The organism is Mesorhizobium sp. LSHC420B00 (assembly GCF_000503055.1).
Classification (GTDB): Bacteria; Pseudomonadota; Alphaproteobacteria; order Rhizobiales; family Rhizobiaceae; genus Mesorhizobium.
Window position 1 is genome coordinate 104,675 of record NZ_AYVY01000013.1, and the last position, 13,981, is coordinate 118,655.

Genomic DNA, 13,981 nt, shown 5'->3' on the forward strand with positions numbered 1-13,981 from the left:
TGCAAATTCAAAGTGTTATAGCGTCCTTTGCGCGTCCAATGACGCGCGGCGCTCTGGAGTCAAAACGCAATCACTCTGAACGACTGACTTCGAACCCTCTCGGACCTTTGACGCCGAGAGCCCTGACGACGCAAGTTGACCCTGAGCTGCCCTTCGTCAGCCCATTTCACTGCGCGATAGCCGACATTCGCGGCACTCGGCACTGACCCCTTGCTGACTTCTCCAAGACGAGCCCCAAGCGCAAGTCGTGGCCCCAGTGGGGACAATCGACAGGCGCGATCACCCTATGTAGCTGCTTGGCGATCGAGCCTCGAAGTCAACCTGATAGACTTTTGAAATGGGCGGCATAAAATTCGCTTTTCTGCTTTCAATGAAAGCAACGCGAAATGGCCGAAGAACGCGCCCAACGCCGCCTTGCCGCCATATTGGCTGCCGACGTGGTGGGCTACAGTCGACTTCTGGACCTGGACGAGCAAGGAACGTTGGCCGCTTTAAGGAGGACGAGGAAGGAAATCCTCGAACCACTCGTCCGCGACCGTCATGGCCGTATTGTGAAAGTGATGGGTGATGGCGTTCTGGTCGAGTTCGGAAGCGCGGTGAACGCCGTGTCATGCGCCGTGGACCTTCAGAAGCGGATGGCGGCCGCAAACGAGGGTGTGACCGCCGACCGGAGAATCTACCTGCATATCGGCATCAATCTGGGCGATGTCGTTGTCGAGGACGGCGATCTGTTCGGCGACGGCGTCATTGTCGCAGTGCGGCTCCAGGCAATGGCCGGGGCAGGAGATGTCTGTGTGTCCGGCAGCGTCTACGACCAAGTCAAGCGGAAGCTCGATTGCGGCTTCGACGAACTTGGTCCGCAAGCGATCAAGAACGTCACCGAACCAGTGTCTGTCTACCGGATCCGGCTGTCGACCGCATCGGACGATGGCGGGCTCGCGGAGAAAGCGCCTCTGCAGCTCCCCGCCAAGCCCTCCATTGCCGTCCTGCCCTTTACGAACATGAGCAATGATCCGGAGCAGGAGGCATTTGTCGATGGCCTCACCGAAGACTTGATCACGGATCTGTCGAGGACAAGCGAGTTGTTCGTCATCGCCAGCAACTCGGCATTTGCATACAAAGGCAGGCACGTGGATGTGCGTCGCATCGCGCGAGAACTGGGAGTTCGCCATCTTCTTGAAGGTAGTGCACGGCGGGCCGCTGGACGGGTGCGTATCAACGCCCAACTGATCGACGCGATCGCGGGTGACCACCTTTGGGCCGAAAGATTCGACCGGAGCCTAGAAGATATCTTCGCCGTTCAGGACGAGGTGACCGGCAAGATTGTCGAGGCTCTGGTTGGCCGCCTGACCACCGCGCCGGCGCGCAACAGACCGAGCAACCTGGAGGCCTATGATCTCTGTGTGCGTGCCCGGGCCCTTGGCCTGCAAACGGCGCTCACCGCGAAAGAGGCCATTTTGCTGCTGAACCGGGCAATCGCGCTCGACCCGGAATACGCGGAGGCGCACCGTTGGCTGGCACTCAACCTCTGGCTGGGCTGGGAGTTCTGGGACGAACCGATGGACCCCAACCGCGCAAGAGCGCTCGCCGAAGCACAGCTGGCGGTCGAACTCGACCCGAACGACGCCGGGAACAGATGGGTATTGGGCGTCATATTGGGACATGAGAGTCGCTGGGTGGAATCGGATGCCGAATTCGATGCTGCCCACGAGCTGGACCCCAACCACGCCGACGCTTGGGCGATGCGGGCCGAGTTGACGACTGAAAAGGGGCGACCTGCCGAAGCCATAGAGCAGGTCCGCAGGGCACTGCGACTCAACCCTCACCCGCCCGGTTGGTATTATTGGATGTTGGGCCAGGCCCAATATGCCATGGGCGACTACGAATCCGCGATCCAAACGCTGCGCAGGCCCGAAACCTATCGCACGACTTCACGACGCCTGCTTGCAGCAAGCCTTGCGCAACTTGGCCGTTTGGAGGAAGCGCGCTGGGAGGCGAAAATGTTCATGATAAGCAATCCGCACTTCACTATCCGGCACTGGTCGGATTCGCAGCCATTCCCAGCCGAAGACGTGCGCCGGCATATCGTGGAAGGTTATCGCATGGCGGGGCTGCCAGAATGACTGTCATTGGTTATACCTTCGGCCTGCTGTCGACAGGCGTCCCAAGGCTGCCGCAGCAGCGAACATTTTGGTCTTCTGACGGAACGAAATTCGCCATATCGTGCGTTTGTTTCGCCTCATGGTGTGCTTGAACATGGCCAGTGAAGACTTTCGGCACCGGATAGCGCGACGCGAGGACCTCGCCTCCATGATTGCGCTCATGGATGCAGCGATCTCCGAACTCCAGAAACCGTTTCTCGACGATGACCAGATCCGATCCAGCCGCGCAATCATGGGGCTGGACACGCAGCTTGTCGATGATGGCACCTATTTCGTCGTGGAGCACGCCGGCGTCCTGGCAGGCTGCGGTGGCTGGAGCCGGCGCACGACCATGTATGGTGGTGATCAGTCACCGGGACGCAACGCGGCACTGCTTGATCCAGCCACGGACGCGGCGCGTATCAGAGCCATGTATACGCATCCGGACTTTGTCCGGCGAGGCGTCGGCCGCCTTATCCTTTCGCTGTGTGAACGTGCCGCTAAGGCTGAGGGCTTCCGCCGTGCCGATCTGGCAGCCACGATGGCAGGAGAGCCGCTCTATCGAGCCTGCGGCTACCAACCCGCCGAGAAATTCGTCGATGACCGTGGCGGCGCTCCGGTTCCGATCCTGATGATGAGCAAGACGCTCTGAGCTACGCTCAAAGGCCACTCGCTCGCGGCCGGCACTCGCTCCGGCCAGTATGGCAGGAGGAGGATGCTGGAGATTGAACCAGGCCATCTCGAACGAAACAGTACTTCGCCTGTACTTCCGCTCCATGGTCGAGTCGCGACCGACGTGGGGGTTTTCGGGAACGTCTCGAGATGGCGCATGTGGTCGGGTGGCGCGTTGAGTTTAACCGGATCAAACGACCATCCGCTTCGGGTCCGCATCAGGTCGTAGCGAGAACGAGCGCAATGCTGAAGCGCCATGATTGTCAGCAAATGGCGCTCTGTGCTCATTCCCGCCGACTAATTCAAACGGCAAGTTCCGCCCATCTGGGCCATTGGCGGCAGCCAGTCTGATTGAGTTTTGACCCTAATCCTCAAACGCCGCCCTCAGCGTTTCGAACGTCGCAAACACGCCCAATGCAGCGCCCTCGGGATTCTTGGTCGGTGGCAGAGCTTCAGCTATCCGGCGCACCAAGGTCGTCTCAGAACCGGCTGGAGCGTTCTTTCGGCTGAGGCGACTTCAAGCCGTGACAGGAGCATTCCGGATCAGCGGGAAGTCGCGCGGCGGTCTCCAGCGCGACCCGCGAGGCTGTCATGGAGAGACTGGGCAGCACGTCCTCCTGCAGCAATTTCTGGCGATTGCGATCCATATAGTCGTTGAAGCCCGCCGTCACGAATGCGCAAGGCACGAAACACGCGCCGATCTCGCGCGACAAGGTCGCCTCAGGGGCGATGGAATGGTTGAGGACATCCGCACCCATGCCCCGATACGCCAAGGCTTCGGCTGGCGTTGTCAGTCGGGGCCCATAACAATGGGCAGCCACCAACTGCTGTTCGATGCCGTAAACGCGGCATTCGGCTGGCCAATGACGGCGGGCCGTTTCGACCAGAACCGCCGCACATCTTGGACACACGATTTGCTTGCCCGAACAGTCAAAGCTCTGGCGGTCAGGAAGCAGTGAAAACGGGGTCTGCGTCAGTTCAATGATGTCGGCGGTCACCACCATGTCGCCCGGCTGGATCGCCTTGTTGACGGCGCCTACAGTCGAGCAGGCGAGAACTTGCCGTACACCCGCCCGCATCAATACCCAGAACGCGCGGCGATGGCAGGAATGGTCGATACGGTCGCGGGGATTGCCGTGCGAATACATGCACAACGCACGTTTTGCTCTCCCTTCGGCTGTGATGGACGCATCGAACTCGAGCAGCTTCCAGTTGTCGGTACGACCGAAAGGCGTTTCAAAACTCATGTCGCGCCGCAACGTGCGCACACCATCGAATTCGACATCTTCCGGGAAGGCAAGCCCCCAGTTTGCCGACCCGGTGATGATGGCCAACCCTACCTGAGGGATGTCCGTCGAATGATCCGTCAGATCGTCGGCTGCATGGTGATTGGTGGGCATGTTTCCAGTCTCGGTCAGGATTTTTGGCGAAGGGTCACAATCAGGACCACGGCCACGACGATGACGGTCCACAATGTCGAGATCGCCGCAATGGTCGGATCGATCTGATCGCGCAGCGACAGGAACATAAGCTTCGGCATCGTGCTGTTGCGACCGCTTGCGATGAAGATCGAAATCACAGACTCGTCGAGCGAAGTCAGGAACGCCATCAATGTCGCCGACAGCAAGCTGATCCGAAGTTGCGGAACGATTATTCCGCCAATGGCTCTGGCCCAGTTTGCACCGAGGCTGCGCGCCGCCTGGACCTGGTTCCAGTCAAAACGGGCGAGAGCCGGCAGCAACACAATGCAGGCGACCGGAACGGCCAGCACCACATGTCCGACCAGCACACCGAATAGCGTTCCGATCAGATGTTGTGCAGCCAAGACAAAGAAGAGACCGATCGCAAGCAGGATACCCGGGGTGATCGAGGGGGTTAGCAGGACGCTCTGGATGATCGCAGCGGTTTTTCCGCCCAGCCGATTCATTGAAATGCAGGCGAGCAGCGCAAACGGCACCGCGATCAACGCCGTCAATGTCCCAAGGATCAAACTCGTTCTGAGCGCAGCCATCCACGTTGCCGAGCCGAAGAAGTTCTCATACCAACGCAACGAGTAGGCGTGCGGCGGAAACTCGAGGAGATTCGACGCCGAAAAGGAAAGCGGCACCACCACGAGCGTTGGCAGCATCAGAAATGCCATGACAAGAGCGGCAAAGCTCCAGAGCAAAATGCGGGCGAGCCTGTTTTGCGGATAGGCTTCAAGCATGGGGGGCTTCCACTGTGTTCTGGGCCACCAGGCGGCGTGCCGCCAGCAACATCACACCGATCAGCGCCATAAGAACGAGGAGCAGAATGCCCAGGACGCTCGCCGACCCCCAGTCCTGAAAGGTCGAGAGTGTACGCTCGATCCGGGTAGAGAGAGGATTTACCTTGCCGCCGCCAAGCACCGCCGGCGTGATGAAAAAACCTATGGCGTAGATGAGGACGATGATCGAACCCGAGAAGATGCCGCCCGCCGATAGCGGCAAAATGACCGTGCGGATGACCTGCCTGAGAGTGGCTCCCATGCTCGCCGCCGCGCGAATGAGATTTGGGTCGATATCGCGCATCGCAGCATAAACCGGCAGCAGAAAGAGCGGCAGCATGTAGTGCACCATGCCGATGAGCGTTCCGGTGAAGTTGTAGACCAGCGGCAATGGCTCCGCCGTCAGGCCTGAACCGGTCAAAGCCGCGTTGATCAGGCCATCGCGCCGCAAGAGCACGAGCCAACCATAGGTACGCACCAGAATGGAGGTCCACAGCGGCAGCATGACGAACGCCATCAGCACGTTGGCCACCCTTGGTCTGACGCTGGCCAGAGCCAGCGCCAGGGGGGTGCCGAGAAGAATGCAGGCCGCCAGCGTACCCAGGGACAGTTCGAGGGTCGTGACGAGCGCCGACCATGTCAGTCCGCTTGAAAGGACCTTCTGGTAATTGCCCACGGTGTACTCACCCGCGGTGGTCAGGAAGGACTGCCGGATGATCCAAAGGATGGGCAGTATCGCCGCCAGCCCAACGATGAACAGCGCCGGGAGCGAAAGTGAAAGAAAAAACCGCCGCTCGCGCCGTGCATCCGCAGCGAGCGCCGGATCCCGGACGACGGTCACGCCGTCGCTCCCGGTATGGCGTGAACCTTCGCTGCTGGTGCATATGCGGTCATCCGCTGACCGGCGGCAAGCTCGGCGCAGCCGCCGGCCAGCGCTGCCGGAATGCAGACAAGAACCTCTTGCCCACCGTCAAGCGCCAGCGTCAAAAGCCAGTTTTCGCCGCGGAACGCTTTGGCGCGCAGTATTCCTTCGAGAGCCACTCCGTTTCCCCCGACGAGCTTCGCATCAAGATGGAAGCTTTCGGCGCGGATCATCAGAGTTTCGCGTGATGGTTCGGCGCCGTCGATTCTGCGTGCTGAGCCTGGCGCCACAATGTTAGCCTCGCCCATGAACTCCGCGACGAAGCGGGTCGATGGACGATCATAAATTCGCTGCGGCGTATCTATCTGCTGGATGCGGCCAGAGTTCATCACCGCAATCCGGTCAGACATAATCAGCGCTTCGCGCTGGTCATGGGTCACATAGATTGTGGTGATCCTTAGATGATCATGCAGGCGCCGGATCTCATACTGCATGGTCTCGCGCAGATTCTTGTCGAGCGCCGACAGCGGCTCGTCCATCAACATCACGCGCGGTTCGAAGACGATAGCCCGCGCCAATGCCACCCGTTGACGTTGGCCGCCGGATAGTGCGGCAACATTGCGCTCCGCCAGGCCATCCAGCTTCACGCGGGCCAAGGTATCAAGCGCCCGCTGACGCGCCTCCGCTCTCGGTATCTTGCGCAGCACCAGCGGATACGCGACGTTCGCCAGGACATTCATGTGGGGAAACAGGGCGTAATTCTGGAATACTATGCCAATGTCTCGTTTGTTGGGCGGCAGGCGGGTGATGTCTCGATCGCCCAAGAGAAGTTTACCGGAATCCGGCCGGACAAAACCGGCCAGAGCCATGAGTAACGTGGTCTTGCCCGATCCCGATGGCCCTAGCAGCGTGAGGAATTCGCCAGCCTGAATGTCGAGCGAAACATCATCCAGTGCGACGTAGGATCCATAAGCCTTGTGCACGCTTTCGATGGTGATCGCGAGCGACTTCATCATGTGCTCCAGCCTTAAGGCGCGTCGCCTTCGACCGGCCTCACGCGACACGCTTTAGGTTCTTGTTTTCATGCATGTTGTTGTCGCAAAACCGCTGCACACTTTTGCGCGATATGCATTAGAGCTGAGAGTCAGCGGGCCATCATTTCATCGAAGGCTCTTTGGGCAGCCTCGCCATTCTTGACCCACCATTCTGAATTCGAAAACACCGACGTGCCAGCATTTTCAGGCGCGGTCGCAAGGGTCTTCAGACGGTCCTCGGGAATAAGGCCACCCTCATATGCCGCAGGATTGACTGGGCCGTAGGCAATGAAATCGGTCAGCTTCGCAACTCGCGCAGGCTGCGTCATCGCTGCGATGAGCTTCATCGCGGCTTCCTTGTTCGGCGCTCCCTTCGGCACCCCAAGGCAGTCCGTGCCGATGACCGAACCCTTGAACGTGTAGTCAGCCGCGCCGCCATCTGCTTTCACGGTTTGAGCCCGTCCGTTCCAGGTAATGACCAAATCCGCCTCACCATCTTTCAGCAACTGCGCGGACTGAGCTCCCGAGGTCCACCACACGGCGACATTTGGTTTGATCGCTTCAAGCCGGTTGATGGCGCGCTCTAGCCCTTCCGGCGTGCTGAGCACGGAATAGACGTCCGCGGGTGCCACGCCATCGGAGAGAAGCGCGATCTCGATCGAGTCTTGCGCATTGGCGCGCAACGCGCGCCGGCCAGAAAATTTGGCAACATCCCAGAATTCCGCCCACGTCTTCGGCGGGTTCTGGCCATAGGTCTTGGTGTTCCACGACATGACGGTGCCGTAGGAGTCGAACGGATAGCAGTAGTCGGACTTCGCACCCTCCGGCACGGATTTCGGATCGATGATCTTGTAGTCGAGTGGCTCAAGCAGCGATTGTGCGGCCGCCTGGGCACCTTCCGGTGAGCCCAGGTGAATGACGTCGGTCGTGACCGCACCCGATGTGACCTGCATCTTCAAGGCGGCTAGGCCGTCGCTTAGGGTCTCCTCGCGGACATCATAGCCGAGCTCTTTTGCAGCAGGCCCCCACATGGCTTCCTTCATGGCGTTGCCATAATCGCCACCTGCGGTCGTGATGGTGACTGTTTGCGCATGGACGGGCAAGGCAGCCGAGATTGCGAATGCTGTTAAGGAAATGCGTAGCCAGGACATAGGTTCTCCTCCCCAACTTTATCCAAATGTCGCTCAAAAGTGCCATTATTTTGTAATCGTAACGTTACGATTGCATCTGAATGCGCTGGAGTCAAGCTGCTTCCTGCGGGAGTTTGGATTGACCGGGATGTCGAATCCGGTAACGTTGGCGGTCAGCAAAATCAGCCGGCGCTTTCGCAAACGAAGTCGGGCGAACAATGGCCAATCTAAAGCAGATCGCGGCGGAACTTTCCCTCTCGGTGACCACGGTATCCCGCGCTCTGAAGGATGGGCCGGAAGTGCAGCCCTCGACCATAGCCCGCGTCAAGGAGGCGGCTAAGCGGGTCGGCTATTTACCAAATCATCATGGTCGCGCGCTCAAAACCGGTCGAACGCAGACGCTGACGGCAGTACTCCCGATGGAGACACGAGATCATCTGTCCGATCTGTTGAAGCTTCCTTTAATCGAAGGCATGACGTTGGCGGCGCGGCAAGCCGGTTATAGTCTGTCCATCTATTCCACCACTCCCGACGACGATCCCGTCGAGAGTGTGGAGCGGCAACTCCAGGCGCGCAGCGCAGACGGCCTGATCATCACACGCCTGGTGTCGGCTGATCCGCGCGTCAAGCTGCTGCTGGATAAACGCATGCCATTCGTCGCGTTTGGAAGAACCGACCTGGATATCGCGTATCCTTATGTCGATGTCGACAATGAACAGATTGCCTACGAGGCGACCCGGCGGCTCATGGATAAGGGCTGTCGACGCATTGCGCTGCAACTTCTCGTTCCGGAGGACCAAGCGAGTGCCATGCGTCTTTCCGGGTATGGAAGGGCAATGGCCGAGGCCGGTATTCCGATCGACCAATCGCTGATCGGTCATGGCATGTTCACCATGGAATCGAGCGCAGGCTGGTTCGATCGCTTGCTGGCGTCATCAGATCCGCCGACGGGCTTGGCGTGCGCCAACGAACTGGGCCTTCTGGGAGCGTTGCACGCCCTCGGCAAGCGGGGTCTTACACCAGGCCGCGACGTCCACATCGTCACCCGTGACAGCACGCGGCTGGCACGTTTCCTGCCGGCAAAGATCGGAGTTCATTCCGTGGATATGGCGGGTGTTGGACGCAAACTTATCGAAGTCCTGGAGAGCCGGATCATCAATCCGCTTGGGCCGGTGGAGACAGTCTTGGTGCAAGGCAGATTCGAGCCGGCCGAATAGTCCGGGCTGCCGTCAGGGGGCCACCTCGTCTTGAACCGGCCGGATCAGCGCCTTTGCGGCAGCTGCTCCCGCTGCAAGGATGCGATCCGACAATTCCGTCCCTTCCAGGGCGCGGGCCAGTTGAAGCGCGCCGATGAGCGTTGCAAACACACCCAACGCAACGCCCTCTGGATCATTGGTCGGCGGCAGAGCGTCGGCTATCTGACGCACCAGGGATTGGGCGCGTTCGGCATAGAGGGCCCGCGTTTCAGGCGGCTGCCGCGCTATTTCCGGCAGTAGCGCGGCCGAAGCGCAGCCCTTTCCAGGATTGTCCCGGTGCTCGGCCGATAGATATGCCCCTATGGCCATTTCCGGACCGCCGGCGGCCAACGCTTCCTGCACTTGCTGCGACTGCGCGTCCAGGGCCGCCGCCACGCTTTCACGGACGAGCTCCGCCTTGGACTGAAAGTGCGGATAGAAGGCCCCGTTCGTCAGCCCGGCGTCGCTCATGATGGTCGCCAGCCCGGACGCCGCGATGCCGTCAGATCGAAAACGTTCGGCGGCGACCTCCATGATCCGGCTGCGTGACGCGTCTTTTCGGCCCTTTTCGTAGCGCATGTCTTCTTTCCTGCCCTGCTATTGCATTATGCTCATAATCTGATATTACGACCATAATTCAATTCGTGGAAATAAGCTAGACCTCTCGAACCTGGAACATCAAAAATGAATGGGAATTCTGAAAAAACCGCAATCGTGACCGGAGCCTCCTCGGGCATTGGCCGCGCCAGCGCCGAGGCCTTGGCGCGGGCGGGGTTCACTGTCTTTGGCACAAGTCGCCGCAAGACCAGTAATGGCCCGGAAGGGGTGACCATGCTGGCATGCGACGTGACCGATGATGCGGCCGTCACTGCGCTCGTTGCCACCGTGCTCGCGCAGACCGGCCGGATCGATCTCCTGGTCAACAATGCCGGTGTCGGCCTGCTAGGGGGTGCCGAGGAATCCTCGGTCGCACAGGTACAAGCCCTGTTCGACGTCAATCTGTTCGGCGTCATGCGGATGACCAACGCAGTGTTGCCGTCGATGCGGCGGCGCGGCCAAGGGCGCATCATCAATATCGGCTCCATTCTGGGATTGGTACCCGCGCCATACTCAGCGCATTATTCGGCAGTCAAGCACGCGCTCGAAGGCTATTCGGAATCGCTCGACCACGAGGGGCGCGCCTTCAACGTCCGCGTTTCCGTCATCGAGCCGGCATTCGTCCGCACCGTCTTCGACCAGAACGGCATCGAGCCGGATTCGCTGTTGAAGGAATACGATCGGGCTCGAGCCGGGCTCAAGGCGTTGCTGGGCGATGTGATGCCGATAGCCGATCGGCCGGAAGTGGTGGCGAATGTGGTCGTCAAGGCGGCGACCGATGCCCGTCCGCGACGGCGTTACACCGCTGGCAAGGCAGCGCGCCAGGTCAGCCTGCTGCGCCGCTTTGCCCCCGCGGGGATGTTCGACAAGAGCCTGCGCAAGCAGTTCCGCTTGCCGGTCTGAACAACAGAGCCAGGGGATTTCGCGCATATGCGACTAGCAACCACAACACATTTGGTCAGGCCCTTGTGCGCAAACTCATCCTGGCTGGCACGGGGCCGGCCGGTGGCGAAGGCATCGACAAGGTGACGCCGCTGACGATCGTGGACATGATCAAGGGCGCGCTGACTTTGCGGGATCCGAAATACTATCTCTTCTTCACAACGACGCCGAATGGGCGCCGCGCCGCAAACGCATTTCTGCAACGGCTGAAAGAGCGCCGGTCCAACCGGGACAAGGCGGTATCGCTGAGCGCCTTCGGCGCGCAACTCAAGGCGATCAAGGCCTACGGACTCCAGGCGCCGCAAGACCTGAGCGCTATCCGCATTCCCACTTTGGTTGCGAATGGCGACCAGGACAGGATGGTGCCGAGCAGCAATACCTACGATCTCGCCGGGCGTATCCCAGGGGCGCATCTGGTTATCTATCCGGATGCCGGGCATGGCGGGGTAGTTCAGAACTACGCCGATTTCGTCCCGAAAGCCCTGTCCTTCCTCGAGGCTGAGGTCTTGCCGCAGGGCGGCCATGCAACTGAAAACGTTCGGCTTGTTTTGTCGCGGAACACCAACAGACATTCTTAGAAAGTAACTGCCATGAAGGCATTCGTTGTCGATAAATATAATAAAAAGGGCCTTCTGCGGCTGGCCGAAATGCCGGAGCCGCAGCTCCAGGACAGCGATGTCCTGGTCGAGGTTCATGCCGCAGGGGTGAACCTGCTCGATTCCAAGGTCAGAACCGGAGAATTCAAGCTCATCCTGCCCTATCGCCGGCCCTTCATCCTGGGCCATGACGTGGCTGGGAAGGTTATCCGCGTGGGATCGAAAGTCCGCAAGTTCAAGGCCGGCGACGATGTCTATGCGCGGCCGCGCGATGGCCGGATTGGGACATTCGCCGAGTTCATCGCCATGGATGAAGCCGATGTGGCCTTGAAGCCTGAGAATCTCAGCATGGAAGAGGCGGCCTCGATTCCCCTGGTCGGTCTCACCGCCTGGCAGACGCTTATCGACAGGGCAAACCTGAAGAAGGGACAGAAGGTCTTCATCCAGGCTGGTTCCGGGGGCGTGGGAACATTCGCTATTCAGTTGGCCAAGCACCTCGGCGCGACCGTTGCGACAACCGCGAGCGCGTCGAGTGCCGATCTGGTGAAAAGTCTCGGCGCCGATGTTGTCGTCGACTACAGGCAAGAAGACTTCGAGAAGGTTCTGTCGGGCTACGATGTCGTCTTGAACAGCCAGGACGCCAAGACGCTCGAAAAATCCCTGAGCGTGCTGAAACCGGGTGGCAAGCTCATCTCCATCTCGGGTCCACCGGATTCCGAGTTTGCCAGGGAAAAGGGACTGAATTTTATGCTGAGGCTGGTGCTGCGCCTCCTGAGCCGCGGAATTCGGGCCAAAGCCAAGCGCCGTGCCGTGCAGTTTTCGTTCCTTTTCATGTGGGCGCAGGGCGATCAGCTGAGCAAAATCGCCGCTCTAATCGAATCCGGCGCGATCCGCCCGGTTCTGGATCGGGTCTTTCCATTCGAAGCGACCAATGAGGCTCTGGCCTATGTCGAAACAGGACGCGCCAAGGGCAAGGTCGTCATCAAGGTCAGATAGCAGTTGCCTCGAACGCAGCCCTGAGCGTCTCGAACGGCGCCAGGGCGCCGCGCACCTGTACGACGGCGGCGGCGACGCGATGGGCGCGCTGCACCGCCTCAGTCGGCGCATGGCCGGCAAGGCGGGCGGCGAGATAGGCGCCATTGAAGGAGTCGCCGGCGCCGGTGGTGTCGACCGGGGTGGCGACGTGTACCGCCGGCACGGTTTGCAAGGTTCCGTTTTGCGCGATCAGCGCCGGTTCCTCGCCGTTCTTGACGACGACCTCGCCGACCAGCTTTCGCAGCCGTTCGGCTGTTTCCTGCGGTGTCGTATCACCAAACAGCATCTGCTCGTCGGGAAAGGTGGGTAGCGCGATGTCGGCGACGGCGAGCGCCTCGAGGATCGCGGCCTGCGCTTCCTCGCTTTGGCGCCACAGCCGCGGCCGGTAATTGGGATCGAAGGCGATCAGCGAGCCGGCCGCGCGCGCCTTGGCCACGGCCGTCAGCAGTACCTTGCGCGCACCCTCGTCGAGGATTGCCAAAGTGATTCCGGAAAAATAGACCAGCGCCTGGTTTTCAAGGCTTTTCTGTAAAGCGGCTGGGTCCGAAGCCAACTGCCTCGCGGCCGCATCGGCCCGCCAATAGGTGAACGAACGTTCGGCGCCGGTCAGCGTGATCGCATAGAGGCCGGGGCGGGCGCCCGCTATCACCGGGCTGGCGCCGACGCCGATGCCGTTTTCGGCGAGGAATTTGATCTGGTCGCCCGAGAACGGGTCGTCGCCGAAGGCCGAGACATAGGTCGCCGGCCGCTCGCCGCTCAAGGCATGCAGCGCCCATAAAGTGTTGAACGTGTCGCCGGCAAAGCCCATGCGCCAGTTCGGCCCGGCCTGGCCCGAAAGCTCGAGCATGCACTCGCCGATCGAGGCGACGCCGTTTCCTGCCATGAAGTACTCCTCCATCCGTGCAATTGCGGTGCTGTAGCTTTTTGCGGCCGGCAGCGCCATGCTTGGCGACGGCGGATTCTTGCGCTGGGCGCGATTTCCCACAGGGGCGTGGGACGCGATCTGCCCAGCGAATCGTTATCCGCAGAACAGGAATGGGTTTGGCATCGTTATGGCGTTATCTTCTTGGAGGCTTCGGCCTGGCTGCCTTGCTCGCCGGTGTGCTGGCCGTCGTCTATCTGACGGCGCCGCATGCGCCGCAACCAAGCTCGGACGTCGGCCGTTCAAGGACGACGGCGAACAAGCTGTTCGTGGCGACTTTCGAGCCCGAGAAAGGCGTCATCCGGCAGGGCGAACTGGAGTCCTGGCTGCTCACATTGAAAACCGTCGAGGGTGCGCCGGTGGAAGGTGCTGCGATAACGATTTCCGGCGGCATGCCGCAGCACAAGCACGGTCTGCCGACCAGCCCGCAGGCGACCGATTACCTCGGCGAGGGACGCTATCGCATCGACGGCGTGAAATTCACGATGAGCGGGTGGTGGCAGTTGCATTTTGCCATTTCCGCCGCGGCCGGTTCGGACACTGTCGTCTTCAACGTGGTGCTGTGAGCCA

At 60.5% G+C, this 13,981-nt stretch carries 13 protein-coding genes and 1 pseudogene; 7 read left to right on the forward strand and 7 right to left on the reverse strand.

Going from position 1 to position 13,981, the window contains the following annotated elements; translation table 11 throughout:
• The first annotated feature begins 386 nt into the window (after positions 1-386).
• Positions 387-2,123: an adenylate/guanylate cyclase domain-containing protein gene (locus X760_RS58630; RefSeq protein ID WP_023719984.1), complete on the forward strand. Its 1,737-nt coding sequence runs from the start codon at positions 387-389 to the stop codon at positions 2,121-2,123.
• A gap of 187 nt (positions 2,124-2,310) precedes the next feature.
• Entirely contained in the window at positions 2,311-2,793 is a 483-nt protein-coding gene (locus tag X760_RS58635) for a GNAT family N-acetyltransferase (protein ID WP_245278622.1), read from the forward strand.
• Positions 2,794-3,292: 499 nt separating this feature from the next.
• Here X760_RS58635 and X760_RS58640 read toward each other — a convergent pair whose 3' ends face one another.
• The 5 genes from X760_RS58640 to X760_RS58660 form a co-directional block, all read right to left on the reverse strand.
• The gene (locus X760_RS58640) at positions 3,293-4,213 is read right to left on the reverse strand and encodes a 5'-methylthioadenosine phosphorylase (RefSeq protein WP_023719986.1); all 921 of its coding nucleotides are present in this window, start codon (positions 4,211-4,213) and stop codon (positions 3,293-3,295) included.
• Positions 4,214-4,227: 14 nt separating this feature from the next.
• Positions 4,228-5,019, reverse strand: coding sequence for an ABC transporter permease (locus X760_RS58645; RefSeq protein ID WP_023719987.1), 792 nt, complete (start codon positions 5,017-5,019; stop codon positions 4,228-4,230).
• Entirely contained in the window at positions 5,012-5,899 is an 888-nt protein-coding gene (locus tag X760_RS58650) for an ABC transporter permease (RefSeq protein ID WP_023719988.1), read from the reverse strand. The genes X760_RS58645 and X760_RS58650 overlap by 8 nt, the downstream gene beginning before the upstream one ends.
• The gene (locus X760_RS58655) at positions 5,896-6,933 is read right to left on the reverse strand and encodes an ABC transporter ATP-binding protein (protein WP_023719989.1); all 1,038 of its coding nucleotides are present in this window, start codon (positions 6,931-6,933) and stop codon (positions 5,896-5,898) included. Before X760_RS58655 ends, X760_RS58650 begins: the two co-directional genes overlap by 4 nt.
• Before the next feature lie 131 nt (positions 6,934-7,064).
• Entirely contained in the window at positions 7,065-8,105 is a 1,041-nt protein-coding gene (locus tag X760_RS58660; RefSeq protein WP_023719990.1) for an ABC transporter substrate-binding protein, read from the reverse strand.
• 197 nt (positions 8,106-8,302) lie between these two features.
• Here X760_RS58660 and X760_RS58665 point away from each other — a divergent pair, with 197 nt between their 5' ends.
• Positions 8,303-9,301, forward strand: a complete 999-nt coding sequence (locus tag X760_RS58665) for a LacI family DNA-binding transcriptional regulator (RefSeq protein ID WP_023719991.1) — start codon at positions 8,303-8,305, stop codon at positions 9,299-9,301.
• A gap of 12 nt (positions 9,302-9,313) precedes the next feature.
• Here the strand turns inward: X760_RS58665 and X760_RS58670 are convergent, their stop codons facing one another.
• Positions 9,314-9,898 carry a TetR/AcrR family transcriptional regulator gene (locus tag X760_RS58670; RefSeq protein ID WP_023719992.1) on the reverse strand — a complete coding sequence of 195 codons (585 nt, stop codon included), beginning with the start codon at positions 9,896-9,898 and terminating at the stop codon, positions 9,314-9,316.
• 105 nt (positions 9,899-10,003) lie between these two features.
• Here X760_RS58670 and X760_RS58675 point away from each other — a divergent pair, with 105 nt between their 5' ends.
• From X760_RS58675 to X760_RS58685, 3 genes and pseudogenes are all read left to right on the forward strand, one after another.
• Entirely contained in the window at positions 10,004-10,819 is an 816-nt protein-coding gene (locus X760_RS58675) for an oxidoreductase (protein ID WP_023719993.1), read from the forward strand.
• 62 nt (positions 10,820-10,881) lie between these two features.
• Positions 10,882-11,358: pseudogene (locus X760_RS58680) on the forward strand (alpha/beta hydrolase); the annotation flags it as partial.
• Positions 11,359-11,448: 90 nt separating this feature from the next.
• Entirely contained in the window at positions 11,449-12,450 is a 1,002-nt protein-coding gene (locus X760_RS58685) for an NADP-dependent oxidoreductase (RefSeq protein WP_023719995.1), read from the forward strand.
• Here the strand turns inward: X760_RS58685 and X760_RS58690 are convergent.
• Positions 12,443-13,372 (reverse strand): sugar kinase, encoded by a 930-nt coding sequence (locus X760_RS58690; RefSeq protein ID WP_023719996.1) that lies wholly within the window; start codon positions 13,370-13,372, stop codon positions 12,443-12,445. The two genes, X760_RS58685 and X760_RS58690, sit on opposite strands and share 8 nt — an antisense overlap.
• A 158-nt stretch (positions 13,373-13,530) precedes the next feature.
• Here X760_RS58690 and X760_RS58695 point away from each other — a divergent pair, with 158 nt between their 5' ends.
• Positions 13,531-13,977: a FixH family protein gene (locus X760_RS58695; protein ID WP_023719997.1), complete on the forward strand. Its 447-nt coding sequence runs from the start codon at positions 13,531-13,533 to the stop codon at positions 13,975-13,977.
• The last annotated feature ends 4 nt before the right edge of the window (positions 13,978-13,981 follow it).

Excerpts from the sequence above, each read along its gene's own strand:
- X760_RS58685 (WP_023719995.1), top strand. The coding sequence starts at position 11,449 with ATGAAGGCATTCGTTGTCGATAAATATAATAAAAAGGGCCTTCTGCGG.
- X760_RS58660 (WP_023719990.1), bottom strand. The coding sequence starts at position 8,105 with ATGTCCTGGCTACGCATTTCCTTAACAGCATTCGCAATCTCGGCTGCC.
- X760_RS58665 (WP_023719991.1), top strand. The coding sequence starts at position 8,303 with ATGGCCAATCTAAAGCAGATCGCGGCGGAACTTTCCCTCTCGGTGACC.
- X760_RS58630 (WP_023719984.1), top strand. The coding sequence starts at position 387 with ATGGCCGAAGAACGCGCCCAACGCCGCCTTGCCGCCATATTGGCTGCC.
- X760_RS58635 (WP_245278622.1), top strand. The coding sequence starts at position 2,311 with ATGATTGCGCTCATGGATGCAGCGATCTCCGAACTCCAGAAACCGTTT.
- X760_RS58670 (WP_023719992.1), bottom strand. The coding sequence starts at position 9,898 with ATGCGCTACGAAAAGGGCCGAAAAGACGCGTCACGCAGCCGGATCATG.
- X760_RS58675 (WP_023719993.1), top strand. The coding sequence starts at position 10,004 with ATGAATGGGAATTCTGAAAAAACCGCAATCGTGACCGGAGCCTCCTCG.
- X760_RS58690 (WP_023719996.1), bottom strand. The coding sequence starts at position 13,372 with ATGGCAGGAAACGGCGTCGCCTCGATCGGCGAGTGCATGCTCGAGCTT.
- X760_RS58640 (WP_023719986.1), bottom strand. The coding sequence starts at position 4,213 with ATGCCCACCAATCACCATGCAGCCGACGATCTGACGGATCATTCGACG.
- X760_RS58645 (WP_023719987.1), bottom strand. The coding sequence starts at position 5,019 with ATGCTTGAAGCCTATCCGCAAAACAGGCTCGCCCGCATTTTGCTCTGG.
- X760_RS58655 (WP_023719989.1), bottom strand. The coding sequence starts at position 6,933 with ATGAAGTCGCTCGCGATCACCATCGAAAGCGTGCACAAGGCTTATGGA.